Below are 26,358 nucleotides of genomic sequence, written 5' to 3'. Positions count from 1 at the left end.
TCAGATATTCTCCAGCTCGGACCATTCTTCCTCGGTCATCATCTTGTCCAGCTCGACCAGGATCAACAGCTCGCCGTTCTTGTTGCAAACACCCTGGATGAACTTGGCCGACTCTTCGTTACCCACGTTCGGCGCGGTCTCGATCTCGGACTGACGCAGGTACACCACCTCTGCCACGCTGTCGACCAGGATCCCGACCACTTGCTTGTCGGCCTCGATGATGACGATACGGGTGTTGTCGGTGACTTCGGTCGGCATCAGGCCAAAGCGCTGGCGGGTGTCGATCACGGTCACCACGTTGCCGCGCAGGTTGATGATGCCCAGCACATAGCTTGGCGCACCCGGCACCGGGGCGATCTCGGTGTAGCGCAACACTTCCTGCACCTGCATCACGTTGATGCCGTAGGACTCATTGTCCAGACGGAAGGTAACCCACTGCAGGATCGGATCTTCGGAACCTTGTGCAGACGACTTTTTCATTCCCCTACCCTCAAAATCCGCCATCGGCGGTGTGTTCGGTGTCATTTCTGTTTGGCGTGCATCTGCTTGACCGCGCCACTGGCGATCAGCTCGGCCAGTGCCGCGACGTCGAGCAGTGCACACATGTGTTCAATCACCGTGCCGGCCAGCCACGGGCGCTGGCCACGCTGGCTGCGCCACTTGATCTCGGACGGGTCCAGACGCAGCGAGCGGCTGACCTGGTGCACGGCCAACCCCCATTCGTAGCCCTGCACGGAAATCACGTATTGCAGGCCTTGGCGAAAATCATCCCGGTAGCGGTCGGGCATCACCCAACGCGCGGTATCCAGCACCTTCAGGTTGCCGGCCTGGCAGGTCAGGATGCCGAGGAACCAGTCGGGCTGGCCGAACAGCGGTGTCAGTTCCTGGCCGGCCAGGGTGTAGATCGAGCCAAGGCACACCAGCGGCACCGCCAGGGTCAGCCCGGCCACATCGAACAGCAGGCATTCGAACGGCTCGGCGGCCCAGGCCGGGCGGCCATCGACCGTGGCCGGGGGCACAGGCACCTGCGGCGCCGGCAGGTGCACATCCACCAGCGGCACTGCCGGTTCCACGGTTTGCTCTTCGACCAGCACCGGGATGCTTGCCTCGGCCACCACTTCGCGCTCGACCACCGTCACCACCGGCGCTTCCACCGGCATCACACGGGGCAGCACCGCCAGCCTGGGCTCGGCGAATGGCCGTGGTGCGGGGCTGACGGTTGCTTCGGCTGGCGCAGGCCTGGCTTTCTGCAAGGCATCACGCGCCTGCTCTTCGCGCACGGCTTCGGCGAACTCGTCCGCCGCCGCTGGCGCCTCGAACAGGTCTTCGTCTTCGGTAGCCTCCTGCAGCAGGCCGTCGAGGTACGACTGCAGGGCCATCTGTGGCCGGTTACTGGTTTGCCGGGTCTGGGTCATCAGGCCACCTGCGCTGCAGTCTTGTAGGTCAGCAGGTGCTTGAGCAGCGCCCGATAGGCAATCAGGCCGCGGCTCTTGCTGTCGAATTGCGAGGGTGTGACGCCCTTGCGGCTGGCATCGCGCAGGCGCGTATCCACCGGGATGTAGCCCTGCCATACATGTTGGTCGTAGGTGTCTCGCAGCAGCTTGAGCGTGGCCAGCGAGGCCTGGGTACGGCGGTCGAACAAGGTCGGCACTATCTGGTACGGCAGCGCCTGTTTGCGCGAACGGTTGACCATGGCCAAGGTACCGACCATGCGCTCCAGGCCCTTGACCGCGAGAAATTCGGTTTGCACCGGGATAACCAGCTGCTGGCTGGCTGCCAGGGCATTGACCATCAGCACGCCGAGCAAGGGTGGGCTGTCGATCAGGGCAAAGTCGAAATCCTGCCACAGCTGCGCCAGACTCTTGGCGATCACCAGGCCCAGGCCGTTCTGCCCCGGTGACTGGCGCTCCAGCACCGCCAGCGCGGTGCTCGACGGCAACAGCGAGATGCGCTCGTCACTGGTGGGCAGCAGCAGTTGCCCGGGCAGGCCCTCGGGTACCGCGCCCTTGTGCAGGAACAGGTCGTAGCAGCTGTGCTCCAGGGCATCGGGGTTGTGCCCGAAATAACTGGTCATCGAGCCGTGCGGGTCGAGGTCGACAACGACCACACGCTTGCCGGCCTCGGCCAGCAGGCCGGCCAGGGCGATGGTAGTGGTGGTCTTGCCGACGCCACCTTTTTGATTGGCTACTGCCCAGACTCTCATCAAGCAAACTCTATCTATTGATTTGGCAGGGACACTGTAGAAAACAACTCTTTAAAAGCCTGCACGATTCCTGTGGGAGCGGGCGAGCCCGCGAACACCGGCGCAGCCGGTGCCATTCACCGCGTCGTCTGCTTCGCGGGCATGCCCGCTCCCACAGGGGACAGCGCCATCTTCAACATCGTGTTCATAGCAACGTCGGGGAATTGACGGATCACTGCCCCGCCACCGTCGCAGGCGTTGCTGGTGCACTTTGTGTGCCAGCCCGACGCAATGCGGCATCCGGCGTGGCATTTGCACTGCCCGTTCCAGTCAGGCTGCGGCGCACTTCGAGGTTGCGCGAAATCACCAGCACCACGCGGCGGTTGCGCGCACGGCCTTCGGCAGTGTCGTTGCTGGCCACCGGCTGGTACTCGCCATAGCCGACCGAGGCCATGCGTGCCGGGTTGACCCCTTCCATGGCCAGCAGGCGCACGATGCTCGCCGCCCGCGCCGATGACAGCTCCCAGTTGGTCGGGTACTGCGCGGTGCGGATCGGCAGGTTGTCGGTAAAGCCCTCGACATGCACCGGGTTGGCGAACGGCTTGAGAATGCCGGCCACCTTCTCGATGATGGCAAACGCCTTGTCGCTGGGCATGGCATCGCCACTGCCGAACAACAACGAGGAATTGAGCTCGATCTCGATCCACAGCTCATTGCCGCGCACAGTCATCTGGTCGCTCTTGATCAGGTCGCCAAAGGCATCGCGCACGTCATCGCTGATGGTTTTCAGCGGGTCGACACTGCTCGCCCCAAGTCCCGCATCGGTCTGCTCGCTGTCCTTCACCAACGGCTCGGCCGGGCGCACGCTCAGCGGCCGCTCTTCACCGATGGGGATCGGCTTCATGCTGCGCTCGGGGTCGTTGAACACCCCGAGCAAGGCCTGGGAAATGACCTTGTACTTGCCCTCGTTGATCGAGGAAATCGAGTACATCACCACGAAAAAGGCGAACAGCAGGGTAATGAAGTCGGCGTACGACACCAGCCAGCGTTCGTGGTTTTCGTGTTCCTCGGTATGACGACGGCGACGCATGGGTTACTCCATGAAGCCTTGCAGCTTCAGCTCGATCGAGCGCGGGTTCTCACCCTCGGCAATCGACAGCAGGCCCTCTAGCAGCATCTCGCGGTAGCGCGACTGGCGCATGACGATGGCCTTGAGCTTGTTGGCGATCGGCAGCAGCACCAGGTTGGCGCTGGCCACCCCGTAGATGGTCGCGACGAAGGCCACGGCAATGCCGTTGCCCAGTTGCGACGGGTCGGCCAGGTTGCCCATCACGTGGATCAGGCCCATCACCGCACCGATGATGCCGATGGTCGGCGCGTAGCCGCCCATGCTCTCGAACACCTTGGCAGCCTGGATATCACGGCTTTCCTGGGTCAGGAAGTCGACTTCGAGAATGCTGCGGATAGCCTCCGGCTCCGCGCCATCCACCAGCAACTGCAGGCCCTTGCGCGCATAAGGGTCAGGCTCGCCGTCGGCCACCCCTTCCAGGCCCAGCAGGCCTTCCTTGCGCGCGGTCAGGCTCCAGTTGACGACGCGGTCGATCCCGCCCGCCAGGTCGACCCGTGGCGGAAACAGGATCCAACGCAGAATCTGCAAGGCACGCTTGAACGACGACAGCGGCGACTGCAGCAAGGCAGCCGCCAGCGTGCCGCCCAGTACGATCAGCGCCGCCGGGCCATTGATCAGGGCGCCGACATGGCCGCCTTCGAGAAAGTTGCCACCGATGATGGCGACAAAGGCAAGGATCAGGCCGATCAGGCTGAGCACGTCCATCAGACGCACGCCTCCACCAGGTGCTTGCCGATTTCGTCCAGGCTGTACACCGCGTCAGCCAGGTTGGCCTTGACGATGGCCATGGGCATGCCATAGATCACGCAGCTGGCTTCATCCTGGGCCCACACCGTACTGCCGCCCTGCTTGAGCAGGCGCGCACCTTCACGGCCATCGGCGCCCATGCCGGTAAGCACCACCGACAGTACCTTGTCGCCATACGACTTGGCCGCCGAGCCGAAGGTGATGTCCACGCACGGCTTGTAGTTCAGGCGCTCGTCACCGGGCAGGATCTTCACCGTGCCACGGCCGTCGATCATCATCTGCTTGCCACCTGGGGCCAGCAGGGCCAGGCCCGGGCGCAGCATGTCGCCGTCCTCGGCTTCCTTGACGCTGATGCGGCACAGTTTGTCCAGGCGTTCGGCAAAGGCCTTGGTGAACGCCGCCGGCATGTGCTGGATGAGCACGATCGGCGCCGGGAAGTTGGCCGGCAGCTGGGTCAGCACGCGCTGAAGGGCGACCGGGCCGCCGGTGGAGGTGCCGATGGCCACCAGCTTGTATGGCTTGCGCTTGGGTGCCGGCGAGTGTGCTGGCGCTGCCGCCGGGGCCGCCGCACGCGCAGGCGCAGGCGTACGCGCCGCTGCCGGGCTGGCGAAACCGCTGGCGGGTGCGTGGCTGCTGCCTGCCGGCGCTGGTGCGGCAACCGGCGCGGGGCTGGCGTAGCTGCCAAAACGGCGGTTGCTGCGGGAAATGGTATGCACCTTCTCGCACAGCAGTTGCTTGACCTTGTCGGGGTTGCGCGAGATGTCCTCGAAGTTTTTCGGCAGGTAATCCACCGCACCGGCATCCAGCGCATCGAGGGTGACACGGGCGCCTTCATGGGTCAGCGACGAGAACATCAACACCGGCGTAGGGCAGCGCTGCATGATGTGCCGCACTGCGGTGATGCCATCCATCATGGGCATTTCGTAGTCCATGGTGATGACATCGGGCTTGAGCGCCAGCGCCTGGTCGATTGCTTCCTTGCCGTTGGTCGCGGTACCCACTACCTGGATCGTCGGATCCGCCGAGAGGATTTCCGAGACGCGGCGGCGGAAGAAACCGGAATCATCCACCACCAGGACCTTGACTGCCATAAACACTCCATTAGGTGGCGCAACCCGCCAGGGTGCGCCACCGAAATCAAATACGCCGCGCGGCGTAACGCTTGAGCATGCTCGGGACGTCGAGAATCAACGCAATGCGACCGTCGCCGGTGATGGTGGCCCCGGACATGCCCGGGGTGCCCTGCAGCATCTTGCCCAGCGGCTTGATTACCACTTCTTCCTGGCCAACCAGTTGATCGACGACAAAGCCGATACGCTGGGTACCGACCGACAGGATCACCACGTGGCCCTCATGCTGCTCTTCGTGCACCTGGCCCTGGACCAGCCAGCGCTTGAGGTAGAACAGCGGCAGCGCCTTGTCGCGCACGATCACCACTTCCTGGCCGTCGACCACGTTGGTACGCGACAGGTCGAGGTGGAAGATCTCGTTGACGTTGACCAGCGGGAAGGCGAACGCCTGGTTGCCCAGCATCACCATCAGGGTGGGCATGATCGCCAGGGTCAGCGGCACCTTGATGACGATCTTCGAGCCCTGGCCCTTGGCCGAGAAGATGTTGATCGAGCCGTTGAGCTGGGAGATCTTGGTCTTCACCACGTCCATGCCCACACCGCGGCCGGACACATCGGAAATCTCGGTCTTGGTCGAGAAGCCCGGGGCGAAGATCAGGTTGTAGCAGTCCGACTCGCTCAGGCGATCGGCGGCGTCCTTGTCCATCAGGCCCTTTTCCACGGCCTTGGCACGCAGGATGTTGGGGTCCATGCCCTTGCCGTCGTCAGAGATCGACAGCAGGATGTGATCGCCTTCCTGCTCGGCCGACAGCACCACCCGGCCGGTGCGCGCCTTGCCGGCGGCTTCACGCTCTTCGGGCATTTCCACGCCATGGTCGACGGCGTTGCGCACCAGGTGCACCAACGGGTCGGCCAGGGCCTCGACCAGGTTCTTGTCGAGGTCGGTCTCTTCGCCGACCAGCTCCAGGTTGATCTCCTTCTTGAGCTGGCGGGCCAGGTCGCGCACCAGGCGCGGGAAGCGGCCGAAGACTTTCTTGATCGGCTGCATGCGGGTTTTCATCACCGCGGTCTGCAGGTCGGCGGTGACCACGTCGAGGTTGGACACCGCCTTGGACATGGCCTCGTCACCGCTGTTCAGCCCCAGGCGCACCAGGCGGTTACGCACCAGCACCAGTTCGCCGACCATGTTCATGATCTCGTCCAGGCGCGCGGTATCGACCCGCACGGTGGTTTCCGCTTCACTGGCACCATGCTTGTCGGCGGCCGGGGCCGGGGCGCGAGGTGCTGCGGCAGGTTTGCTGGCAGGCGCCGGTGCCGGCGCAGCTGCTGCTGGCTTGGCCACGGGCTGGCTGTCGGCCTTGGCCACGACCGGCGCTTGCGCCTTGGCTGCAGCCGGGGCTTCGACGGCGGCAACGTCGCCACCGAACTTGCCCTTGCCGTGCAACTGGTCCAGCAGCGCCTCGAACTCGTGCTCGCTGATTTCATCGCTGGCTGCACTGGTGTCAGTTGCAGCAGGCGCCGGCGCCTTGGCACCAGGCAAGGCATCGGCCTGGAAGGTACCCTTGCCATGCAACTGGTCCAGCAGCGATTCGAACTCGGCGTCGGTAATTTCGTCGCTGGCCGCTTCCGGCGCGCTGGCAACCGGCTGCGCGGCAACCTCGGCGCTGAACTGGCCTTTGCCGTGCAACTGGTCGAGCAGCGACTCGAACTCGGCGTCGCTGATTTCGTCACCTGCGCCGCTGACGGTCTCGCCCTGCATCTGCTCGTCGGCCGCAGCTTGTGCCTTGACCGCATCGAGCGAATCGAGCAGTTGTTCGAACTCGCTGTCGGTGATGTCCTGCTCTTCCACCGGCGCTTCGGCAACCGGCTCCGGTGCCGCAGCGGCAGGCGCCTCGACGGCTTCTGCGCCGCCCGGCTCGGCCAGGCGCGACAGCGCGGCCAGCAGCTCGGGGGTAGCCGGGGTCACTTCGGCGCGCTCGCGCACCTGGCCAAACATGCTGTTGACCGTGTCCAGTGCCTCGAGCACCACATCCATCAGTTCCGCGTCGACCCGGCGCTCACCTTTGCGCAGGACGTCGAAAACGTTCTCGGCGATATGGCAGCACTCCACCAGCTCGTTCAGCTGAAGGAAGCCGGCGCCCCCTTTTACAGTGTGGAAACCGCGAAAGATCGCATTGAGCAGGTCGGCATCGTCGGGCCGGCTTTCCAGCTCGACCAGTTGCTCGGACAGTTGCTCAAGAATTTCGCCGGCTTCTACCAGGAAATCCTGGAGGATTTCTTCATCGGCGCCGAAGCTCATCAAACGTGCTCCTTAAAAACCCAGGCTGGACAGCAGATCATCGACATCGTCCTGACCGGACACGACATCTTCACGCTTATCGGCATGAATCTGCGGACCTTCACCCCGAGTCGGATGTTTTTCTCGATCTTTTTCTGCGCGCAGTTGATCGTGGTCATGCTGGATGCCCGCAAAGCGGTCGACCTGGCTGGCCATCAACACCAGTTTGAGCAGATTGCTTTCCACCTCGGTGACCAGGGTGGTGACGCGCTTGATCACCTGGCCGGTCAGGTCCTGATAGTCCTGGGCCAGCAGAATGTCGTTGAGGTGGCCGGCGACCTTGCGGTTACCTTCGGCGCTGAGCGTCAGGAAACTGTCGACGCGCTTGACCAGGTCTCGGAACTCCGGCGCAGCCACTTCGCGGCGCATGAAACGCTGCCAGTCGGTGCTCAGGGCCTCGGCCTCGCTGGCCAGGTCGTTGAGCACCGGGGTGCTTTCCTCGACCAGGTCCATGGTGCGGTTGGCCGCGCCCTCGGTGAGCCTGACCACGTACGACAGGCGCTCGGTGGCGTCGGTTATCTGCGACACCTCCTCGGCCTGCGGCATGGTCGGGTCGATCTGGAAACTGACGATGGCACTGTGCAGCTCGCGGGTCAGCTTGCCGACTTCCTGGTACAGGCCGCGATCACGGGTCTGGTTCAGCTCGTGAATCAGCTGCACCGCCTCGCCGAAACGGCCACGCTCCAGGCTTTCGACCAGCTCCTGGGCATGCTTCTTCAGGGTCGATTCGAACTCGCCCAAAGACGTTTGTGATGAATCCATGGCGCGCCCCCTGACGTGACTCAGCCGTTGACGCGTTCGAAGATCTTCTCGATCTTTTCTTTGAGCACCTGGGCGGTGAACGGCTTCACAACGTAGCCATTGACGCCGGCCTGGGCCGCTTCGATGATCTGGTCGCGCTTGGCTTCGGCGGTCACCATCAGCACCGGCATGGTTTTCAGGCGATCGTGGGCACGCACCTTGCGCAGCAGGTCGATACCGGACATGCCGGGCATGTTCCAGTCGGTCACCAGGAAGTCATAGTGGCCGTTCTCCAGCATCGGCAGCGCCGTGGTGCCGTCATCGGCTTCTTCGGTGTTGGTGAAGCCCAGGTCACGCAACAGGTTCTTGATGATCCGCCGCATCGTCGAAAAGTCGTCAACGATGAGGATTTTCATGTCTTTGTTCAAGTAGACCTCCAAGCAGTCTCAAACGCGCTCGGCCCCGAGCGCGCATTCACAATTCGGTACAACGTAGAAAACGACTGCAACGACAGCGGGCTCAACGCGCCCGCCATTCCCCCAGGCGGCTGCGCAGGCGCGCGGCACACTGGCTGTGCAACTGGCTGACCCGCGACTCGCTGACCCCCAGCACCTCACCAATTTCCTTGAGGTTCAGCTCTTCGTCGTAGTACAGCGCCAGCACCAGGCGCTCACGCTCCGGCAGATTGGCGATGGCCTCGGTCAGGGCAGCCTGGAAGCGCTCGTCCTCCAGGCCACGCGCAGGTTCCACCTGGCCACTGGCGCCATCCTCATGCAGCCCTTCGTGCTCGCCGTCCTGCAGCAGGTCGTCGAAGCTGAACAGGCGGCTGCCCAGGGTATCGTTCAAGATCCCGTAGTAATCATCGAGACTCAATTGGAGTTCGGCAGCAACTTCATGATCTTTAGCGTCACGACCGGTTCGGGCTTCAACCGCACGCATCGCGTCGCTGACCATGCGGGTGTTGCGGTGCACCGAACGCGGTGCCCAATCGCCCTTGCGCACTTCATCGAGCATGGCCCCGCGAATGCGAATGCCGGCGTAGGTTTCGAAGCTGGCGCCCTTGCTGGCGTCGTACTTGTTGGCCACTTCCAGCAGGCCGATCATGCCGGCCTGGATCAGGTCCTCGACCTGCACATTGGCTGGCAGCCGCGCCAGCAGGTGGTAGGCGATGCGCTTGACCAGCGGGGCGTAGCGCTCGATCAGCTCGTACTGGGCGTCTTTCGACGCCCGGCTGTACATCTTGAAACCGCTGGCGTTCATAGCACAGGTCCCGCGCTGGTGGGCTGCACCAGGCGCTCGACAAAGAACTCCAGATGGCCGCGCGGGTTGGCCGGCAGCGGCCAGCTGTCGACCTTCTGGGCAATCGCCTTGAAGGCCAGCGCGCATTTGGAGCGTGGGAAGGCTTCGTATACGGCGCGCTGCTTCTGCACGGCCTTGCGCACGCACTCGTCATACGGCACGGCGCCCACGTACTGCAGGGCAACGTCGAGGAAGCGGTCGGTGACCTTGGTCAGTTTGGCGAACAGGTTGCGGCCCTCCTGCGGACTCTGCGCCATGTTGGCCAGCACCCGGAAACGGTTCATGCCGTAGTCGCGGTTGAGCAGCTTGATCAGGGCGTAGGCATCGGTGATCGAGGTGGGTTCGTCGCATACCACCAGCAGCACTTCCTGGGCGGCGCGGACGAAGCTGACCACCGAATCACCGATACCGGCAGCAGTGTCGATCACCAGCACGTCGAGGTTGTCGCCGACTTCGCTGAACGCCTGGATCAGCCCGGCATGCTGGGCCGGGGCCAGGTGCACCATGCTCTGCGTGCCCGAGGCAGCCGGCACGATGCGCACGCCACCGGGGCCCTGCAACATCACATCGCGCAGCTCGCAGCGCCCTTCGATGACATCGGCCAGGGTCCGCTTGGGGGTAAGGCCCAGCAACACATCGACATTGGCCAGGCCCAGGTCGGCGTCGAGCAGCATGACCCTGCGGCCAAGCTCGGCCAGCGCCAGGGACAGGTTCACTGAAACGTTAGTCTTGCCGACGCCACCTTTGCCACCGGTCACGGCGATCACCTGTACGGGATGCATGCTACCCATGTCTGTTCTTTACCTTGTCTCGCTGGGACTCAGGCCACACGTAGGGCAATTCTGCGTACCCCTTGGCATAGCTACCTTGCACACATTTCATCATCAACCCGCTCGCCGTGGGTTGTGATAGAGATCAGCGAACATGTCGGCCATGGCCTCTTCGCTGGGCTCGTCCTGTTGCTGCACATTGACCGCGCGGGAGACCAACTGGTGCCCTCGAGGCAGGTGCACGTCGTCAGGAATGCGCGGCCCATCGGTCAGGTAGGCCACCGGCAGTTCATGACTGATGGCAAGGCTCAGCACGTCGCCAAGGCTCGCCGTTTCATCGAGTTTGGTCAGGATGCAACCGGCCAGGCCGCAGCGCTTGTAGCTGTGGTAGGCGGCAGTCAGCACCTGCTTCTGGCTGGTAGTGGCCAGCACCAGGTAGTTCTTCGCGGCGATGCCACGCCCGGCCAGGGTGTCCAGCTGCATGCGCAGGGCCGGGTCGCTGGCCTGCAGGCCGGCGGTATCGATCAGCACCACGCGCTTGCGCAGCAGCGGCTCCAGCGCCGCAGCCAGCGACTGGCCCGGGTCGACGTAGGTCACCGGTACGTTGAGGATGCGACCCAGAGTCTTGAGCTGCTCCTGGGCACCGATGCGGAAACTGTCCATGCTCACCAGCGCCAGGTTCTGCGCGCCGTACTTGAGCACGTAGCGGGCCGCCAGCTTGGCCAGGGTGGTGGTCTTGCCCATGCCGGCCGGGCCGACCATGGCGATCACACCGCCCTCTTCGATCGGCTCGACTTCGGGGATTTCGATCATCCGCGCAAGGTGCGCCAGCAGCATGCGCCAGGCCTGGCGTGGCTCGTCGATCTCGGCAGTCAGGTCCAGCAGCTCACGGGCGATCGGCCCGGACAGGCCGATGCGCTGCAGCCTGCGCCAGACAGTGGCCTGCTGCGGCTTGCTGCCCTGCAGCTGGTTCCAGGCCAGCGAGCCGAGCTGCACTTCCAGCAGCTCGCGCAGGCCCGACAGCTCGGAGCGCATGGCATCGAACAGGCGCGGGTCGACCGGTGCCGGCGCCGGGGCTGCAGCTGCGGCCTCGGGCGCATCGACGTGCGGTTCGATCAACGGCTCGGCGGCGGTCAGCGACTGCCCGGCGAACAACTGGCGGTTGTTGTCGCTGCTGTCCTGGCGGTGACCCAGCTCGGCCTGGGCGGTGGCGATGCGCGTATGGGTCTTGCGCAGCTCTTCTTCCAGTTCGGCGTTGGGCACACGCGGGGCCAGGGCGGACAGCTTGTAGTCCAGCGCGGCCGTCAGCTCGACACCGCCGGCGATGCGACGGTTGCCGATGATCGCGGCATCGGCGCCCAGCTCATCACGGACCAGCTTCATGGCCTGACGCATATCGGCGGCGAAAAATCGCTTAACTTGCATTATCCCCTACCTCAGCCATTAGGGCCCACGGTGGCAACGATGGTGACTTGCTTGTTGTCCGGTATTTCCTGATACGCCAGAACATGCAAATTCGGTACAGCCAGGCGACCGAAACGCGACAGCATGGCGCGAATCGGGCCGGCGACCAGGAGGATGGCCGGCTGGCCCTGCATTTCCTGGCGCTGGGCCGCCTCGATCAGCGAACGCTGCAGCTTCTCGGCCATGCTCGGCTCCAGAAGAACACCGTCTTCCTGACCTTGCCCGGCCCTTTGCAGACTATTGAGCAAAATCTGTTCCAACCTTGGCTCCAGGGTAATCACTGGCAGCTCCGACTCAACGCCGACAATGCTTTGCACGATGGCGCGACACAATCCGACGCGCACCGCCGCCACCAGCGCGGCGGTATCTTGACTCTTGCCGGCGTTGTTCGCGATCGCCTCGGCGATACTGCGAATATCGCGCACAGGCACCTGTTCCGACAACAACGCTTGCAGCACCTTGAGCAGGCCCGACAAGGAAATGACACCCGGCACCAGCTCCTCTGCAAGTTTAGGCGATGCCTTGGCCAACACCTGCAGCAGTTGCTGGACCTCTTCATGACCGATCAGCTCGTGGCAGTGCTTCTGCAGGATCTGGTTCAGGTGGGTGGCCACCACGGTGCTGGCGTCGACCACGGTGTAGCCCAGCGACTGCGCCTGGGAGCGCTGGCCGACATCGATCCACACGGCTTCAAGGCCGAACGCCGGATCGCGCGCGGCAATGCCGTTGAGGGTACCGAACACCTGCCCGGGGTTGATTGCCAGTTCGCGGTCGGGGTAGATCTCGGCCTCGGCCAGGATCACCCCCATCAGGGTCAGGCGATAAGCGCTGGGCTGCAGGTCGAGGTTGTCGCGGATGTGCACCGTGGGCATGAGGAAGCCCAGGTCTTGCGACAGCTTCTTGCGCACGCCCTTGATCCGCGCAAGCAATTGGCCACCCTGGTTGCGATCGACCAGGGGGATCAGCCGGTAGCCGACCTCCAGGCCAATCATGTCGATCGGCGTGACGTCGTCCCAGCCCAGTTCCTTGGTTTCCAGCGCGCGCTGTGGCGAGGGCAGCAGGTCCTGCTGGCGCTGCGCCTCTTGCAGCGCCTGCGCCTTGGCCTTCTGCTGCTTCTTCCACACCAGGTAGGCGCCGCCACCGGCCAGCAGGCCGAGGCTGAGGAAGGCCACGTGCGGCATGCCCGGCACCAGGCCCATGACGATCATCAGTGCGGCGGACACCGCCAGGGCCTTGGGCGAATCGAACATCTGCCGGTTGATCAGCTTGCCCATGTCCTCGGAGCCCGAGGCCCGGGTGACCATGATCGCGGCAGCGGTGGACAGCAACAGTGATGGCAATTGCGCCACCAAACCGTCACCGATGGTCAGCAAGGCGTACACCTTGCCGGCATCGCCAAAGCTCATGCCGTGCTGCAGCATGCCGATCAGCATGCCGCCGATCAGGTTGATGAACAGGATCAGCAGGCCGGCGATGGCGTCACCGCGGACGAACTTGCTGGCACCGTCCATCGAACCGTAGAACTCAGCTTCCTGCGCTACTTCGGCACGACGGTGCTTGGCCTGGGCCTGGTCGATCAGGCCGGCGTTGAGGTCTGCGTCGATGGCCATCTGCTTGCCGGGCATGGCGTCGAGGGTGAAACGCGCGCTCACTTCCGAGATACGCCCGGCACCCTTGGTCACCACCACGAAGTTGATGATCATGAGGATGGCGAACACCACGGCACCGACCACGTAGTTACCGCCGATCACCACCTCGCCGAAGGCCTGGATCACCTTGCCGGCAGCGCCGTGGCCCTCCTGGCCATGCAGCATCACCACCCGGGTGGAAGCCACGTTAAGGGCCAGGCGCAACAGCGTGGCCACCAGCAGGATGGTAGGGAACGCGGCAAAGTCGAGCGGGCGCAAGGCGTAGACGCAGACCAGCAGGACCACGATCGACAGGGCGATGTTGAAAGTGAAGAACACGTCGAGCAGGAACGGCGGTATCGGCAACATCATCATTGCCAACATCACCAGCAGCAACAGCGGCACACCCAGGTTGCCCCGACCGAGCCCGGCCAGGTTGTTACGGGCGTTGCTGATTAACTGAGTGCGATCCACCGCGAGTCCTCTTGATGCAAAACTTTGACGCACAGGGAGCGCCTGGCGCTGCCTTTGCAAGAAGCCTTCCAACTTTGCTCGACGGGGGATTTATGTTGCCTGTTCCGGCCTCTTCGCAGCTGAACCCGCTCCCACAGGGACCGCACAGCTTTCAAGGCCCGCCGAGAACCTGTGGGAGCGGGTTTACCCGCGAAAGGGCCAGAAGCCCTGACACAAGGTCAACTGTCGCGGCGCAGGTCCGGCGGGATCGGCAGGTCGTCCTTCAGCGGCTCTGGCCGCTTGCCCTTCCCAGCCCGGTACTGGCGGATCTGGAACACATAAGCCAGCACCTGTGCTACCGCCAGGTAAAGCCCGGCAGGGATTTCCTGCTCGAGTTCGGTGGAGTAGTAGATCGCCCGCGCCAACGCCGGCGATTCGAGGATCTGGACCTTGTGCTCCACACCGATCTCGCGAATCTTCAAGGCAATGAAATCCGTGCCCTTGGCCAGCAGCAACGGCGCCGCCCCGCCCTTCTCCGGGTCGTATTGCAAGGCCACCGCATAATGCGTCGGGTTGGTAATGATTACATCGGCTTCGGGCACAGCCGCCATCATGCGCCGCTGCGAGGCCTCACGCTGCAGCTGGCGGATTCGCTGCTTGACCTCGGGCTTGCCTTCACTGTCCTTGTACTCGTCCTTGATTTCCTGCTTGGTCATCTTCAGTTTGTTGTGCGCCTGCCACAGCTGGAACGGCACATCCGCCGCCGCAATCAACAGCAGCCCGGCCGACATCCACAACGCACTCCAGCCCACCACCTGCAAGCTATGGATGATCGCCTGCTCCAATGGCTCATTGGCAATGGCAAGCAGCGCCTGGCGGTCATTGACCAGTACCACCACCGCCACGACCAGAATCACGAAAAACTTGGCGAGTGCTTTCACGAGCTCCGTCAGCGCGTTCATCGAGAACATCCGCTTGATCCCCGACAAGGGATTCATGCGGCTGAATTTAGGCTGCAGCAGGCTGCCGGAAAACAGGAAACCGCCCAGGGCAATCGGCGCGACGAAGGAAATCACGAACAACAGGATCAATATCGGCTGCACCGCCCAGATGGCCATCTTGCCCGAGGCCAGCAGGAGTGCACCCATGGCCCGCTCATCGACGACGAAGTCGCGAGTCAGGCTGAAGTTCATGCGCATGATCGCCAACAGCGTCTCGGCCAGGTGGCCACCGAACGCCAGCAGGCCACCGGCACCGGCCAAGGTCACCGCTACCGTGTTCAGCTCCTTGGAACGCGCGACCTCGCCTTTTTCGCGGGCATCGCGTTTGCGCTTGTCGGTGGGTTCTTCTGTCTTGTCCTGACCGCTTTCGCTTTCCGCCATGCTCAGCGCGCCCTCGCCAGTTCACGCAGCCATTGCAGCGCTTCGCTGGCCAATGCCTGGTAATGGGAAAGTATGTCGGCCAGACCGACCCAGAAAATGAACATGCCCATGACCAGGGTAAGCGGAAAACCGATGGAGAAAATGTTCAACTGCGGCGCGGCACGCGTCATCACGCCAAAGGCGATGTTCACCACCAGCAGCGCGGCGATAGCCGGCAGGATCAGCAGCAGGCCGGCGCCGAACACCCAGCCCAGGCGCCCCGCCATCTCCCAGAACTGATTGACTACCAGCGCATTGCCCACCGGCAAGGTGGTGAAGCTTTCGGTCAGCACCTCGAACGCCACCAGATGACCGTTCATCAGCAGGAACAGCACGCTCACCAGCATGGTCATGAACTGGCTGATCACCGCAACGTTGACGCCGTTGGCCGGGTCGACCATCGACGCGAAGGCCATGCCCATCTGCACCGCGACGATCTGGCCAGCGATCACGAAAGCCTGGAACAACAACTGCAACGACAACCCGAACAAGGCCCCGACGATGACCTGTTCGGCACACAGCAGCAGGCCGCGCAGGCTCAACGGGTCGAACTCGGGCAGGGGCGGCAGGGCCGGGACGATCACCACGGTGATGGCCACCGCCACGTACAGGCGCACCCGCGCAGGCAGCATGCGGGTACCAAAGATGGGCATGGTCATCAGCACCGCCGTCACCCGGAACAACGGCAGGATGAAGGTGGCGACCCAGGTGCCGATCTGCGTGTCGGTCAGCTCCAGCATCGGCACGTCAACCGATCAGCTGCGGGATGCTGGTGTAGAGGCTGGTGAAGTACTCCATGAACTTCTGCACCAGCCACGGCCCGGCGACGATCAGCGTGATCAGCATCACCAGCAGGCGCGGCAGAAAGCTCAGGGTCTGTTCGTTGATCTGCGTGGCGGCCTGGAACATCGCCACCACCAGGCCCACCAGCAGGCTGGGCACTACCAGTATAGCGACCATCAGGGTGGTCAGCCACAGGGCATCACGGAACAGGTCGACTGCGACTTCAGGTGTCATCGGCGGCTCTCCTTGACGGCGTCAGACGCCGCCGAAACTGCTGGCCAGGGTACCCATGATCAGGGCCCAGCCATCGACCAGCACGAACAGCATGATCTTGAACGGCAGCGAAATGATCAGCGGCGACAGCATCATCATGCCCATTGCCATCAGCACACTGGCCACCACCATGTCGATGATCAGGAACGGGATGAAGATCATGAAACCGATCTGGAACGCGGTCTTCAGCTCGGAGGTGACGAACGCCGGCACCAGGATCGTCAGCGGCACCTGGTCCGGGCCGGCGATGTCGGTACGCTTGGACAGGCGCATGAACAAGTCGAGGTCGCTTTGCCGGGTTTGTGCCAGCATGAAGTCCTTGAGCGGCCCCTGGGCCTTGTCGATGGCCTGCTGGGCGGTCATCTGCTCTTTCAGGTACGGCTGCAGCGCGTCCTGGTTCACCCGGTCGAACACCGGCGCCATGATGAACATGGTCAGGAACAACGCCATGCCGGTCAGCAGCTGGTTCGACGGCGTCTGCTGCAGGCCCAGGGCCTGCCGCAGGATCGAGAACACGATGATGATGCGGGTGAAGCTGGTCATCAGGATGACGAACGCCGGGATGAAGCTGAGCGCCGTCATGATCAGCAGGATCTGCAGGCTGACCGAATACTCCTGCTGCCCGTCCGCGGTATTGGACAGGGTAATGGCCGGGATCGACAGCGGGTCGGCCCCCAGGGCCAGCGGCGCAGCCAGCAGCAGCGCCAGAGTCAACAACACACGCAGCGCGCCACTCATCACTTCTTGTCCTTAGGGTCCTTGCCCATCAGCTCCATCAGCCGCTGGGCAAACTCCGGCGTCGCCTGGCGGGCGTTTTCCGGCACTTCCACGGGTTCGGCCAGCACATGCAGGGTCTCGATGCTGCCGGGGGTATGGCCGATCAGGATCTGCTCCTTGCCCACCTGCACCAGCAGCAGGCGGTCACGCGGGCCAATGGCCCGGCTGCCGACGATCTCGATCACCTGCCCGCCCTTCACCGCCGTGCTTTGCATGCGCCGCAGCAACCAGGCCAGGAAGAAGATCAGGCCGACCACCAACAGCAGGCCGAAGACCATCTGCGCCAGCTGCCCACCGAGGCTGCCAGGCGCGGTTGCCGAGGTTGCCGCCGGTGTGGCCGCAGCCAGGCAGGCCTGGCTGGCGAGCAGCGCGGCGACCGCCGCGATGGCGCGCATCGTGCCCTTCACTCAGCGCAGCTTCTTGATACGTTCGCTGGGGCTGATCACGTCGGTCAGGCGGATGCCGAACTTCTCGTTGACCACCACCACTTCGCCATGGGCGATCAGCGTGCCGTTGACCAGCACGTCGAGCGGCTCGCCGGCCAGGCGGTCGAGTTCGATCACCGAGCCCTGGTTGAGCTGCAGCAGGTTGCGGATGTTGATCTCGGTGCTGCCCACTTCCATGGAAATGTTCACCGGGATATCCAGGATCACGTCCAGGTTAGGGCCTTCGAGGCTGACGTTTTCGCTCGGCTTCGGCGAGCTGGCGAACTCCTCCATCGGCAGGCGGCCCGCGCCGCCAGTGCTGCTACCGGTGTCGCCACCCAGGAGTGCATCGATATCTGCCTGGCCGGCAGCACCGGTTTCTTCCAGTGCCGCAGCCCATTCATCGGCCAGCGCCTGGTCCTCTGCAGAGGTGATCTCGTTTTCGTTAGCCATGGTTTCCTCGACAGGCATTCAATTCGTTATGAGCGACCGGCACGCCGTCAGCGGCGTTCGATCGGGTCGATGATCTGCAGCGCCAGGTTGCCCTTGTGCGAACCCAGGCGCGCCTTGAACGACGGCACGCCGTTGGCGCGCAGCACCAGGTGCTCGGGCAGTTCCACCGGGATCACATCGCCGGGCTGCATGTGCAGGATGTCGCGCAGCTTCAGCTGGCGCCGGGCAACCGTGGCGGTCAGCGGCACGGCAACGTCCAGCACGTCCTCGCGCAGGGCCTTGACCCAGCGCTCGTCCTGGTCGTCCAGGTCGGACTGGAAACCAGCATCCAGCATTTCCCGCACCGGCTCGATCATCGAGTACGGCATGGTCACATGCAGGTCGCCGCCACCGCCGTCCAGCTCGATGTGGAAGGTGGACACCACCACCGCCTCGCTAGGGCCGACAATGTTGGCCATGGCCGGGTTTACCTCGGAGTTCATGTACTCGAAGGTGACCGGCATGATTGCCTGCCAGGCTTCCTTGAGGTCGACGAAACACTGGTCCAGCACCATGCGCACCACGCGCAACTCGGTGGGAGTGAACTCGCGGCCTTCGATCTTGGCGTGGCGGCCGTCGCCGCCGAAGAAGTTGTCCACCAGCTTGAACACCAGCTTGGCGTCGAGGATGAACAGCGAGGTACCGCGCAGCGGCTTGATCTTGACCAGGTTGAGGCTGGTCGGCACGTACAGCGAGTGCACGTATTCGCCGAACTTCATCACCTGTACGCCACCCACCGCCACGTCGGCGGAGCGGCGCAGCAGGTTGAACATGCTGATACGGGTGTAACGGGCGAAACGCTCGTTGATCATTTCCAGGGTCGGCATGCGACCCCGCACGATACGGTCCTGACTGGTCAGGTCGTAGCTTTTGATGCTGCCAGGCTCGGATGCACTCTCGGTCTGCACCAGCCCGTCGTCGACGCCATGCAACAGGGCATCGATTTCATCCTGGGACAGCAGGTCCTGTACGGCCATTGCGGACTCCTACTGCAATACGAAATTGGTGAACAGCAACTGGTCGACGACCGGCTTGCCGACTTCCTTCTGCGCCACTTCCTGAACCACTGCGGTGGCCTTCTGGCGCAACATTTCCTGCCCCACCGGGCTGCCGGCCAGGGTGTCGAAGCCTTGCCCGGAGAACATCATCACCAGGTTGTTGCGGATCACCGGCATGTGCACCTTGAGCGCATCCAGGTCAGCCTGGCTGCGCGCTTGCAGGGTGATGCTCACCTGCATGTAGCGCTGGCGGCCGTTCTGGTTGAAGTTGACCACGAAGGCCGGGGCCAGCGCTTCGTAGATGGCCGCTGGCTTGACGTTGCTGGCTGCAGGATCGGCGGCCGGGGCCGGCTCGCTCTTGTGCATGATGAACCAGGTAGCGCCCACCGAAAGGCCGATCGCCAGCAACAGGCCGACGACTGCCAGCAGGATCAGCTTGAGTTTGCCTTTAGTGGCGGGGTCTTTGACTGCTTCGCTCTTCGCCATGCCAATAATCCGTCGTCCATCGGGGGTTCAAGGGAGGATGGCTTGGCTTGAGCAAGTGTTATGCCAGATTTCGCAGAGGATGGGTTCCAGCAGGTTTTGCGGTGCTGCCTTCTTCGCGGGCACGCCCGCTCCCACAGGCAACGCACAGGATTCGAAACCGATGAAATTCCTGTGGGAGCGGGCGCGCCCGCGAAGAGGCCGGCTCAGGCTAACGGTTATCAGGCGTAGTAATCGACCGCACTGTCGCCAACAACCACCTGCTGCTCCACAGGCCTTGCGCTATCGACTGCCTCTGCCCCACCCTGCTCGGCCCGGCGCGCCGCCACCCCGGACAGGTTGCTGCCCTGTGCCTGCCCCTGCTGCTGTTGCTGCTGCCCGCGCGACTGGTCGGCCACGTTGACGTCCGGCTGTGCCAGCCCCTGCTGGGCGAACAACTCGCGCAGGCGGTGCACCTGGCTGTCAAGGGCGTCACGCACGCCGGCGTGGCCGCTGATGAAGGTGACCTGGGTCGACTGGTCCGTCGCAACATTGACGCGAATGTCCAGGCGGCCCAGTTCCGCCGGCTCCAGCTGGATGTCCGCCGATTTGAGGTTCTGGCTGGACAGGTACATGACCCGGTTGACCAGGCCCTCGGCCCATGCGTTCTGGTTCATCGGCAACGGTTGGTGCAATGGGCTGGCATTGGCCGGCACGGCATTGGCGGTCTTGGCCGTGGCAGCCTGGGTCAGGTTGGCCAGGCGGTTGGCGAAATCGTCTACGCGTGTATCGCTGCCAGCGCTCTTGGTGTCTTTCAGGCCATCTTCGAGCAAGCCAGCAAAGGCCTTGTCGCCAGGCTCGCCCGTTTCACCCTCGGCATTCTCGACCAGATTCGCCAAGGTATTGACGGCCATCTGCCCCTCTTCGCCCTGAGCTTGCGAAGGGTCCAAGGCATGCGCCGACGTCGCTCCCTTGGCCTGGGCGCTTTGTTCCAGCGCCAGGCGCAGGGTAGGCAGGTTGGCCAAAGGATCGGAGTCAGGGTCGAAGGCTTCCTCGGCGACCGGCTCCTCGGGCAGCTCGGCGGTGACCTGAGCCTGCGCCGTGGCGGCCTGCAACACCGGCGCCACCGCTTCGGCCTGGGCCTGGATCAGTTGTGCGCCAGGCTGGGCGTCGGTTACCTGGCCGGCCACCAGGCTGGCATCGCGCAAGCCGGTGTCGGCCTGGGCCTGGTCGTCGGCTGGCAATTGTTTGCCGTCATCGGCAACCGCGGGTTTGTCGGCAGGGTCTTTCTTGCCGCCCTGTGCCGCCTCGGGCTTGTCCTTGGGCTTGGTCTGGGCGACCTTGTCGTCCTGCCCGGCAGCCTTGTCTCGACCCTGCCTGGCCATTACCTGGCCGAAGCCGTCGCCCTTGTCGCCCGGCGCCTGCAGCGGCTTGTCGGCCGGTACGGGGGCCGAGCGCGAGGTGTTGGCAATGGCGTTGCCTTGCAACAATGGGTTGGGTGCGACAGGCATCGAGCGGTCTCCGCGCCAGAAACAAAAAAAACATCCAGCCAGAGACAGGCAAGACTCGCGCCAAGTCTTGTATCAACCCGCCAAAATGCGTTGCTGCTCACTTTGGTAGAAGCGCTGCACCTCGATGAATTCGTGGTCGATGCGGTTGATCAGGTCCTCGATGCCATACAAAGGACGCTGCCTTGCACGCTCCTCCAGTTGCTGGCACAAGCTGGCCAACGCAAACGCGCCCATGTTGCTGCTGCTGCCCTTGAAACTGTGGGCTGCGGAACCGAGCTCTTCGGCACTTTTGGCCGCGTGCAGCTGGCCCAGGCGCCGTTCGGAATCGTCGAGAAAAGTCTGCACCAACTGCAGGTAGCCATCTTCCATGACCGCACGCAGGTCACTGAGTACCTTGTGGTCAATATGCAAGTCAGTCACTTGTTCACTCCTTGATCAAGCCAGATTATGCCCGAGCCAACCCGTGGCTCACCAGACGAACTCCACATGCGCGCAACGCCCGCCCTCACTCCAGTGCGCGCTGGTGGCCAGCCGCCGCACCAGGTTCAGGCCACGCCCGCTCAGCCCCTGCTCCAGCGAGGGCCGCGACAACACCCGTTGCACATCGAACCCAGCACCACTGTCACGCACCTCGATCATCAGACGCCCACCGCCGGCATGCGGTTCAACCTGGAAATCGATGCGTACGTAACCGTCGGTCAGCACTCCAAGGCGCCGGGCGCGTTCCTGATAATAGTCGGCAAAGCCCTGCACATCACACTTGAGCTGCGAGTCCAGCCCCAATACGCCGTGCTCCAAGGCATTGGAATACAGCTCGCTGAGCACGCTGTGCAGGTTGCCGGTACGCGCGCGCAGGCCGTGAATCTCCTGCAACAACTGCACCAGGTACGGCACCGGATTGAAGCGCTTGAGGCTCTGGCCACGAACCTCGAACCCCAGCGACCAGTCCAGCGGGCTGGAGCGGCCGCTATCAGAGTAGATCATCGGCGCCGGCACCCGCTCCTCGGCGCTGAACATACGAATGTCGCACAGGCTGATGTCATCGCGCGGGCGCCCGCCAAAGCGCTCCAGGGCCTGCATCACTTCGTCGAACAACCGCACCGGGTCACGGTTGTCGGCCAGCACCCTGAGCAGGCGCTGCACACCGAACAGGCGTTCCCGGTCGTCGGCGGTGTCCAGCACGCCGTCCGACAGCAACAGCAGGCGCTCGCCCGGCGCCAGCGGCAACACTTCGGTACTGTCATCGAAACGCTCGGCATCCAGGATACCCAGCGGCAGGTGTCGCGAAGTCAGCGCCGACAGCACTTGACCGTCCACTGCCAGGCGATAACCATCGGGCATGCCGCCGTTCCACACTTCCACCGAACCGCGCTGCATGCTGAGGTTGAGCAGCAGCGCACAACAGAACATGTCCACCGGCAGGATACGTTTGAGCTTGGCGTTCATCTCGCGCAGGATCTGCGCCATGCCGTAGCCCTTGGCAGTCATGCCGTAGAACACTTCGGCCAGCGGCATGGCGCCCACCGCCGCCGGCAGGCCGTGGCCGGTGAAATCGCCGAGCAGCACCCGCATGTCGCCGGACGGGGTGAACGCGGCCAGCATCAGGTCGCCATTGAACAGCGCATAGGGCGATTGCAGATAGCGAATGTTGGGCGCGGCCAGGCAGCCGGAGTGGGCCACCTTGTCGAATACTGCCTTGGCCACCCGCTGCTCATTGAGCAGGTGGTGGTGGTGCCGGGCAATCTGGTCGCGCTGCTCCAGCACGGTGGCCTGCAGCCGTCGCAGGCGGTCCATGGCGCGGATCTTGGCGCCGAGGATCACCGCACTGTAGGGCTTGGCCATGAAGTCGTCGCCCCCGGCCTCCAGGCAGCGCACCAGGCCTTCCTCCTCGTTCAATGAAGTCAGGAAAATGATCGGCACCAGCGCTTCGCCCGCCAGCGCCTTGATCTGCCGTGCCGCCTCGAAGCCATCCATCACCGGCATCAACGCATCCAGCAGCACCAGTTGCGGGCGCCGCTCGATGAACAGCGCCACCGCCTGCTCGCCGTTTTCCGCGGTGAATACCTGATGGCCCTGACGGCGCACGATCTGCGCCAGCAGCAGGCGGTCGGCGGCACCGTCTTCGGCAACCAGCACGGTCAACGCCTGTTCGGCCGGCATATCGGCGCTCAACTGATATCGAAGAGTTTTTCGAAATTGGAGATGGCGAGGATCTTGCGCACGTCGGAGCTGGCATGCACCACACGCACATCCGACTCATCGCCGCCCGCATGGTCACGCAGCAACAGCAGCATGCCGAGCGCGGAACTGTCGAGGTAGGTAGTGTCCTTCAGGTCGACGACCACCGAGTCGGGCCGGCTGGGCTGGCGTTCGTAGGCATCACGAAATTCCTGGTGCTTGCCGAAATCGAAGCGCCCTTTGATCTTTATCGTCAGCTTTTTCCCGTCCTGCGAAAAATCAGTCTCGACTGCCATGCTAGCGATTCCTTCGATGATGGCGGATGCAACTCCTTACAGGTTTAGCAGGCGATGGCGGGGGTGGCAAGCATGGGGGCTGCCCGTCCCGGCCTCTTCGCGGGTAAACCCGCTCCCACAGGATCTCCGCGAATTCGAATCCTGCGCCGTACCTGTGGGAGCGGGTTTACCCGCGAAGAGGCCAGTACAGGCTATAGGTGATTCTGCCGCGGCAGGCGTTGTGACAGCTCGTCGAGCAAGCGCTGCTCACGCTTGTCTTCGGCCCGCCGAGCTTCCTCCTGGTAGCGCTGCACCAGCTTGCGCAAGCCTTCGACACGGGCATAGGCCTGCTGCCATGTGCCGCGCGCGTTGTTGAGGTTGTTCTGGTGCCAGACCAGGCTCTGGCGCTGCTGAGTCATGGCCGTTTCCAGCTGCCCGAGGAAACGCTGATAATTGACCAGCCAGCTACCGTTTACCCCCTGCCCGCCACGATTGATCCATTGCAGCTGGTAATCCTCGCGAAACCGCTCGAGCTCGGCCAGCTTGGCCTGTGCCGTGGCCACCTGCTGCTGGAACTGCCCAAGGCGCTGGGCGGCCTGGCGCTCGGCCTGTTCGGCCATGTCCACCACCGGCGCCAGGCGCGCGGCACGTCCGGGCAGCGCCATGGCCTATCAACCGCCCGCCGGGGGCGCAAAGATCGCCCCCAACTGTTCGCGGCTTTGCGCCATGTCCACGCTCTCGCGCAGGCCCTGGCGCAGAAACTCCAGCAGCTTCGATTGCAGGGCAATGGCCAGGTCGGTTTCCGGGTCGCCACCGGCCACATAGGCACCCACGCTGATCAGATCGCGGCTTTGCGACAGCCGCGACCACAACTGCTTGAACTTTTGCGCCTGGCGCAAATGGTCGGCATCGACCACCTGGGGCATGACCCGGCTGATCGAGGCCTCGATGTCGATGGCCGGGTAGTGGCCTTCCTCGGCCAGCCGCCTCGACAGCACGAAGTGGCCATCGAGCACACCACGCGCCGAGTCGGCAATCGGGTCCTGCTGGTCGTCACCCTCGGACAACACGGTATAGAACGCGGTGATCGAACCACCACCAGGCTCGCCGTTACCGGCCCGCTCCACCAGCTTGGGCAGCTTGGCGAACACCGACGGCGGGTAACCCCGGGTGGCCGGCGGCTCGCCGATGGCCAGGGCAATTTCACGCTGGGCCTGGGCGAAACGGGTCAGCGAGTCCATCAGCAACAGCACGTTCTTGCCCTTGTCGCGGAAGTACTCGGCAATACGCGTGCAATACATGGCAGCACGCAAGCGCATCAGCGGCGCATCGTCGGCGGGCGAAGCGACCACCACCGAGCGCTTGAGGCCTTCTTCACCAAGGATATGCTCGATGAACTCCTTGACCTCGCGGCCCCGCTCACCGATCAGGCCGACGACGATGATCTCGGCTTCGGTGAAGCGGGTCATCATGCCCAGCAACACCGACTTGCCCACACCGGTACCGGCGAACAGGCCCAGGCGCTGGCCGCGTCCGACGGTGAGCAGGCCATTGATGCTGCGAATACCCACATCCAGCGGCTTGCTGATGGGGTCGCGATTCAACGGGTTGATCACCGGGCCGTCCATCGGCACCCAGTCCTCGGCCTTCATCCCGCCCTTGCCATCCAGCGCGCGGCCGGCGCCGTCGAGCACGCGACCGAGCATGCTCATGCCCATGGGCAGGCGGCCGCTGTCATCCAGCGGCACCACCCGGGCGCCGGGGGCGATGCCGACGATGCTGCCGACCGGCATGAGGAATACCTTGGGCCCGGCAAAGCCCATGACTTCGGCCTCCACCTGCACCGGGTGGTAGCTGTCGTCGTTGATTACCAGGCAGCGGCTGCCGACTGCAGCGCGCAGGCCTTCGGCTTCCAGGGTGAGGCCGACCATGCGCAGCAGGCGGCCCTCGACGACGGGCTGGGCCGGCAGCTCGATGGCCTCGGCGTAACTGCCCAGGCGCTTGCCGAAACTGGTGCGCTCAAGATGCATCCGGGCTACCCACGGCGTGCTCTGGCAGGCTATTCAGGTCTATCGTCATGTCCGGCGCTGCCGGGTGCAGCGAATGGTCGTGCAACTGGTCGAACAGTTGTGTCACGGCTTTCTCGATGCGGGTTTCCATGGTTGCGTCGATGCGGCTGTGCGCGGTCTCGATACGGCAGCCGCCTGGTAGCAGTGCGCTGTCCTCGAGCAGCCGCCAGCTTTCCTCATGGCGTTCGCGCAGGGCCTTGACCAGCTCGAAATCCTGCGGGTTGAGGTGGATGCGGATATTGTCCGCGCCCATGGGCAGCAGCTTGAGCGCTTCGCGCAGTACCTGGGTGATCTGGCTGGAATCGCCGCGCAGTTCACGACCGATCACCTGGCGGGTCATGTGCGCCACCAGGTGGACCAGGGCCTTCTCGATCTGCGTGTCCTGCTCGGCGATCGGCTCCATCAGGTTGGTCATCAGCCGATCGAGGCTTTCCAGCTTGGTCTTCAGTGCTTCTTCGGCTTCCTGGCGGACCTTGAGCTGGGTGCTATGGAAGCCCTCGCGCTCACCGGTGGCGAAGCCTTCGTTGTAGGCCTCCTGGCGGATGGCCTCGAGTTCTTCCAGGGTCAGCGGCTGGACTTCTTCCAGCGGCACTTCCTCGACTTCTTCCTCGACTACCTCGGGTTCCGGCTCCGGTTCGGGCTCAGGCTCCGGGTCGAAGCTGGGCAGCGCCCATACGTCCACGCCCTCGAGGTCGCGGGCGCGGATCAGGTCGCTGGGGTGATGTTCTTTGGTGGACATGTTTTCAGGTACTCAACAAGCCTGTTCGACAAATGCGGGGCCCTGTGGGAGCTGGCTTGCCGGCGATCAAGGGCGAAGCCCTTGCCATACAGCAGCGGTGCCTGGGCCGGCCTCATCGCCGGCAAGCCAGCTCC

28 protein-coding genes are annotated in these 26,358 nt (G+C 63.9%); all 28 read right to left on the bottom strand.

Annotation, left to right across the window (positions count from 1 at the left end):
• Complete coding sequence (locus tag CAF92_RS19180) at nucleotides 1-480, bottom strand: chemotaxis protein CheW (RefSeq protein WP_003254393.1); 480 nt, start codon at nucleotides 478-480, stop codon at nucleotides 1-3.
• 41 nt (nucleotides 481-521) lie between these two features.
• Nucleotides 522-1,415 (bottom strand): CheW domain-containing protein, encoded by an 894-nt coding sequence (locus CAF92_RS19175; protein ID WP_085601626.1) that lies wholly within the window; start codon nucleotides 1,413-1,415, stop codon nucleotides 522-524.
• Entirely contained in the window at nucleotides 1,415-2,203 is a 789-nt protein-coding gene (locus tag CAF92_RS19170; RefSeq protein ID WP_025340066.1) for a ParA family protein, read from the bottom strand. The genes CAF92_RS19175 and CAF92_RS19170 overlap by 1 nt, the downstream gene beginning before the upstream one ends.
• 211 nt (nucleotides 2,204-2,414) lie before the next feature.
• Complete coding sequence (motD, locus tag CAF92_RS19165; RefSeq protein WP_085601625.1) at nucleotides 2,415-3,272, bottom strand: flagellar motor protein MotD; 858 nt, start codon at nucleotides 3,270-3,272, stop codon at nucleotides 2,415-2,417.
• A 3-nt stretch (nucleotides 3,273-3,275) separates the two neighbouring features.
• Nucleotides 3,276-4,016: a flagellar motor protein gene (locus CAF92_RS19160; protein WP_085601624.1), complete on the bottom strand. Its 741-nt coding sequence runs from the start codon at nucleotides 4,014-4,016 to the stop codon at nucleotides 3,276-3,278.
• Complete coding sequence (locus tag CAF92_RS19155) at nucleotides 4,016-5,149, bottom strand: chemotaxis response regulator protein-glutamate methylesterase (protein WP_085601623.1); 1,134 nt, start codon at nucleotides 5,147-5,149, stop codon at nucleotides 4,016-4,018. The genes CAF92_RS19160 and CAF92_RS19155 overlap by 1 nt, the downstream gene beginning before the upstream one ends.
• Before the next feature lie 46 nt (nucleotides 5,150-5,195).
• Nucleotides 5,196-7,427 carry a chemotaxis protein CheA gene (locus CAF92_RS19150; protein ID WP_046614574.1) on the bottom strand — a complete coding sequence of 744 codons (2,232 nt, stop codon included), beginning with the start codon at nucleotides 7,425-7,427 and terminating at the stop codon, nucleotides 5,196-5,198.
• 12 nt (nucleotides 7,428-7,439) lie between these two features.
• The gene (locus CAF92_RS19145) at nucleotides 7,440-8,228 is read right to left on the bottom strand and encodes a protein phosphatase CheZ (RefSeq protein ID WP_046614575.1); all 789 of its coding nucleotides are present in this window, start codon (nucleotides 8,226-8,228) and stop codon (nucleotides 7,440-7,442) included.
• Nucleotides 8,229-8,248: 20 nt separating this feature from the next.
• Nucleotides 8,249-8,623 (bottom strand): chemotaxis response regulator CheY, encoded by a 375-nt coding sequence (locus tag CAF92_RS19140; protein WP_161551427.1) that lies wholly within the window; start codon nucleotides 8,621-8,623, stop codon nucleotides 8,249-8,251.
• 103 nt (nucleotides 8,624-8,726) lie between these two features.
• Complete coding sequence (gene fliA, locus CAF92_RS19135) at nucleotides 8,727-9,467, bottom strand: RNA polymerase sigma factor FliA (protein ID WP_046614576.1); 741 nt, start codon at nucleotides 9,465-9,467, stop codon at nucleotides 8,727-8,729.
• Complete coding sequence (gene fleN / locus CAF92_RS19130; RefSeq protein WP_039612698.1) at nucleotides 9,464-10,297, bottom strand: flagellar synthesis regulator FleN; 834 nt, start codon at nucleotides 10,295-10,297, stop codon at nucleotides 9,464-9,466. The genes fliA and fleN overlap by 4 nt, the downstream gene beginning before the upstream one ends.
• Nucleotides 10,298-10,390: 93 nt before the next feature.
• On the bottom strand, nucleotides 10,391-11,701 hold the full coding sequence (gene flhF / locus CAF92_RS19125; RefSeq protein ID WP_046614577.1) for a flagellar biosynthesis protein FlhF: 1,311 nt from the start codon (nucleotides 11,699-11,701) through the stop codon (nucleotides 10,391-10,393).
• An 11-nt stretch (nucleotides 11,702-11,712) separates the two neighbouring features.
• Nucleotides 11,713-13,842, bottom strand: a complete 2,130-nt coding sequence (gene flhA, locus CAF92_RS19120; RefSeq protein ID WP_025340073.1) for a flagellar biosynthesis protein FlhA — start codon at nucleotides 13,840-13,842, stop codon at nucleotides 11,713-11,715.
• A 218-nt stretch (nucleotides 13,843-14,060) separates the two neighbouring features.
• Nucleotides 14,061-15,203: a flagellar biosynthesis protein FlhB gene (flhB, locus tag CAF92_RS19115; RefSeq protein WP_046614578.1), complete on the bottom strand. Its 1,143-nt coding sequence runs from the start codon at nucleotides 15,201-15,203 to the stop codon at nucleotides 14,061-14,063.
• 2 nt (nucleotides 15,204-15,205) lie between these two features.
• Nucleotides 15,206-15,982, bottom strand: a complete 777-nt coding sequence (gene fliR / locus CAF92_RS19110; protein WP_046614579.1) for a flagellar biosynthetic protein FliR — start codon at nucleotides 15,980-15,982, stop codon at nucleotides 15,206-15,208.
• 7 nt (nucleotides 15,983-15,989) lie between these two features.
• The gene (gene fliQ / locus CAF92_RS19105; protein WP_046614580.1) at nucleotides 15,990-16,259 is read right to left on the bottom strand and encodes a flagellar biosynthesis protein FliQ; all 270 of its coding nucleotides are present in this window, start codon (nucleotides 16,257-16,259) and stop codon (nucleotides 15,990-15,992) included.
• Nucleotides 16,260-16,280: 21 nt separating this feature from the next.
• Complete coding sequence (gene fliP, locus CAF92_RS19100) at nucleotides 16,281-17,036, bottom strand: flagellar type III secretion system pore protein FliP (protein ID WP_003257293.1); 756 nt, start codon at nucleotides 17,034-17,036, stop codon at nucleotides 16,281-16,283.
• Nucleotides 17,036-17,470, bottom strand: coding sequence for a flagellar biosynthetic protein FliO (gene fliO, locus CAF92_RS19095; RefSeq protein ID WP_085601640.1), 435 nt, complete (start codon nucleotides 17,468-17,470; stop codon nucleotides 17,036-17,038). Before fliO ends, fliP begins: the two co-directional genes overlap by 1 nt.
• Before the next feature lie 12 nt (nucleotides 17,471-17,482).
• A complete protein-coding gene (fliN, locus tag CAF92_RS19090) occupies nucleotides 17,483-17,953 on the bottom strand; it encodes a flagellar motor switch protein FliN (RefSeq protein ID WP_046614701.1) in 471 nt (156 codons plus the stop codon).
• A 47-nt stretch (nucleotides 17,954-18,000) separates the two neighbouring features.
• Nucleotides 18,001-18,969 carry a flagellar motor switch protein FliM gene (gene fliM, locus CAF92_RS19085; protein WP_013973595.1) on the bottom strand — a complete coding sequence of 323 codons (969 nt, stop codon included), beginning with the start codon at nucleotides 18,967-18,969 and terminating at the stop codon, nucleotides 18,001-18,003.
• Nucleotides 18,970-18,978: 9 nt separating this feature from the next.
• A complete protein-coding gene (gene fliL, locus CAF92_RS19080; protein ID WP_025340078.1) occupies nucleotides 18,979-19,476 on the bottom strand; it encodes a flagellar basal body-associated protein FliL in 498 nt (165 codons plus the stop codon).
• Nucleotides 19,477-19,694: 218 nt separating this feature from the next.
• Complete coding sequence (locus tag CAF92_RS19075) at nucleotides 19,695-20,963, bottom strand: flagellar hook-length control protein FliK (protein WP_085601622.1); 1,269 nt, start codon at nucleotides 20,961-20,963, stop codon at nucleotides 19,695-19,697.
• A 72-nt stretch (nucleotides 20,964-21,035) separates the two neighbouring features.
• On the bottom strand, nucleotides 21,036-21,383 hold the full coding sequence (locus tag CAF92_RS19070) for an Hpt domain-containing protein (RefSeq protein ID WP_046614582.1): 348 nt from the start codon (nucleotides 21,381-21,383) through the stop codon (nucleotides 21,036-21,038).
• 48 nt (nucleotides 21,384-21,431) lie between these two features.
• Nucleotides 21,432-23,123, bottom strand: a complete 1,692-nt coding sequence (locus CAF92_RS19065; protein WP_046614583.1) for a fused response regulator/phosphatase — start codon at nucleotides 23,121-23,123, stop codon at nucleotides 21,432-21,434.
• Nucleotides 23,124-23,131: 8 nt separating this feature from the next.
• Nucleotides 23,132-23,437 carry an STAS domain-containing protein gene (locus CAF92_RS19060; RefSeq protein WP_013973600.1) on the bottom strand — a complete coding sequence of 102 codons (306 nt, stop codon included), beginning with the start codon at nucleotides 23,435-23,437 and terminating at the stop codon, nucleotides 23,132-23,134.
• Between the two features lie 191 nt (nucleotides 23,438-23,628).
• Complete coding sequence (fliJ, locus tag CAF92_RS19055; RefSeq protein WP_085601621.1) at nucleotides 23,629-24,081, bottom strand: flagellar export protein FliJ; 453 nt, start codon at nucleotides 24,079-24,081, stop codon at nucleotides 23,629-23,631.
• A gap of 6 nt (nucleotides 24,082-24,087) precedes the next feature.
• Nucleotides 24,088-25,446 (bottom strand): flagellar protein export ATPase FliI, encoded by a 1,359-nt coding sequence (fliI, locus tag CAF92_RS19050; RefSeq protein WP_046614585.1) that lies wholly within the window; start codon nucleotides 25,444-25,446, stop codon nucleotides 24,088-24,090.
• Entirely contained in the window at nucleotides 25,436-26,224 is a 789-nt protein-coding gene (gene fliH, locus CAF92_RS19045) for a flagellar assembly protein FliH (RefSeq protein ID WP_046614586.1), read from the bottom strand. The genes fliI and fliH overlap by 11 nt, the downstream gene beginning before the upstream one ends.
• Nucleotides 26,225-26,358 lie beyond the last annotated feature (134 nt).

Origin of the sequence: Pseudomonas sp. B10(2017) (assembly GCF_002113295.1) — a bacterium.
In the GTDB taxonomy this organism is placed as follows: domain Bacteria; phylum Pseudomonadota; class Gammaproteobacteria; order Pseudomonadales; family Pseudomonadaceae; genus Aquipseudomonas; species Aquipseudomonas pudica.
Note: the sequence above shows the minus strand (reverse complement) of the source record. Positions and strands in the feature narration are given on the sequence as shown.

What these genes read in the sequence shown, in the direction of transcription:
- CAF92_RS19180 (WP_003254393.1), bottom strand. Translation starts at nt 480, where the DNA reads ATGAAAAAGTCGTCTGCACAAGGTTCCGAAGATCCGATCCTGCAGTGG.
- CAF92_RS19175 (WP_085601626.1), bottom strand. Translation starts at nt 1,415, where the DNA reads ATGACCCAGACCCGGCAAACCAGTAACCGGCCACAGATGGCCCTGCAG.
- CAF92_RS19170 (WP_025340066.1), bottom strand. Translation starts at nt 2,203, where the DNA reads ATGAGAGTCTGGGCAGTAGCCAATCAAAAAGGTGGCGTCGGCAAGACC.
- motD (WP_085601625.1), bottom strand. Translation starts at nt 3,272, where the DNA reads ATGCGTCGCCGTCGTCATACCGAGGAACACGAAAACCACGAACGCTGG.
- CAF92_RS19160 (WP_085601624.1), bottom strand. Translation starts at nt 4,016, where the DNA reads ATGGACGTGCTCAGCCTGATCGGCCTGATCCTTGCCTTTGTCGCCATC.
- CAF92_RS19155 (WP_085601623.1), bottom strand. Translation starts at nt 5,149, where the DNA reads ATGGCAGTCAAGGTCCTGGTGGTGGATGATTCCGGTTTCTTCCGCCGC.
- CAF92_RS19150 (WP_046614574.1), bottom strand. Translation starts at nt 7,427, where the DNA reads ATGAGCTTCGGCGCCGATGAAGAAATCCTCCAGGATTTCCTGGTAGAA.
- CAF92_RS19145 (WP_046614575.1), bottom strand. Translation starts at nt 8,228, where the DNA reads ATGGATTCATCACAAACGTCTTTGGGCGAGTTCGAATCGACCCTGAAG.
- CAF92_RS19140 (WP_161551427.1), bottom strand. Translation starts at nt 8,623, where the DNA reads ATGAAAATCCTCATCGTTGACGACTTTTCGACGATGCGGCGGATCATC.
- fliA (WP_046614576.1), bottom strand. Translation starts at nt 9,467, where the DNA reads ATGAACGCCAGCGGTTTCAAGATGTACAGCCGGGCGTCGAAAGACGCC.
- fleN (WP_039612698.1), bottom strand. Translation starts at nt 10,297, where the DNA reads ATGGGTAGCATGCATCCCGTACAGGTGATCGCCGTGACCGGTGGCAAA.
- flhF (WP_046614577.1), bottom strand. Translation starts at nt 11,701, where the DNA reads ATGCAAGTTAAGCGATTTTTCGCCGCCGATATGCGTCAGGCCATGAAG.
- flhB (WP_046614578.1), bottom strand. Translation starts at nt 15,203, where the DNA reads ATGGCGGAAAGCGAAAGCGGTCAGGACAAGACAGAAGAACCCACCGAC.
- fliR (WP_046614579.1), bottom strand. Translation starts at nt 15,982, where the DNA reads ATGCTGGAGCTGACCGACACGCAGATCGGCACCTGGGTCGCCACCTTC.
- fliQ (WP_046614580.1), bottom strand. Translation starts at nt 16,259, where the DNA reads ATGACACCTGAAGTCGCAGTCGACCTGTTCCGTGATGCCCTGTGGCTG.
- fliP (WP_003257293.1), bottom strand. Translation starts at nt 17,036, where the DNA reads ATGAGTGGCGCGCTGCGTGTGTTGTTGACTCTGGCGCTGCTGCTGGCT.
- fliO (WP_085601640.1), bottom strand. Translation starts at nt 17,470, where the DNA reads ATGCGCGCCATCGCGGCGGTCGCCGCGCTGCTCGCCAGCCAGGCCTGC.
- fliN (WP_046614701.1), bottom strand. Translation starts at nt 17,953, where the DNA reads ATGGCTAACGAAAACGAGATCACCTCTGCAGAGGACCAGGCGCTGGCC.
- fliM (WP_013973595.1), bottom strand. Translation starts at nt 18,969, where the DNA reads ATGGCCGTACAGGACCTGCTGTCCCAGGATGAAATCGATGCCCTGTTG.
- fliL (WP_025340078.1), bottom strand. Translation starts at nt 19,476, where the DNA reads ATGGCGAAGAGCGAAGCAGTCAAAGACCCCGCCACTAAAGGCAAACTC.
- CAF92_RS19075 (WP_085601622.1), bottom strand. Translation starts at nt 20,963, where the DNA reads ATGCCTGTCGCACCCAACCCATTGTTGCAAGGCAACGCCATTGCCAAC.
- CAF92_RS19065 (WP_046614583.1), bottom strand. Translation starts at nt 23,123, where the DNA reads ATGCCGGCCGAACAGGCGTTGACCGTGCTGGTTGCCGAAGACGGTGCC.
- CAF92_RS19060 (WP_013973600.1), bottom strand. Translation starts at nt 23,437, where the DNA reads ATGGCAGTCGAGACTGATTTTTCGCAGGACGGGAAAAAGCTGACGATA.
- fliJ (WP_085601621.1), bottom strand. Translation starts at nt 24,081, where the DNA reads ATGGCGCTGCCCGGACGTGCCGCGCGCCTGGCGCCGGTGGTGGACATG.
- fliI (WP_046614585.1), bottom strand. Translation starts at nt 25,446, where the DNA reads ATGCATCTTGAGCGCACCAGTTTCGGCAAGCGCCTGGGCAGTTACGCC.
- fliH (WP_046614586.1), bottom strand. Translation starts at nt 26,224, where the DNA reads ATGTCCACCAAAGAACATCACCCCAGCGACCTGATCCGCGCCCGCGAC.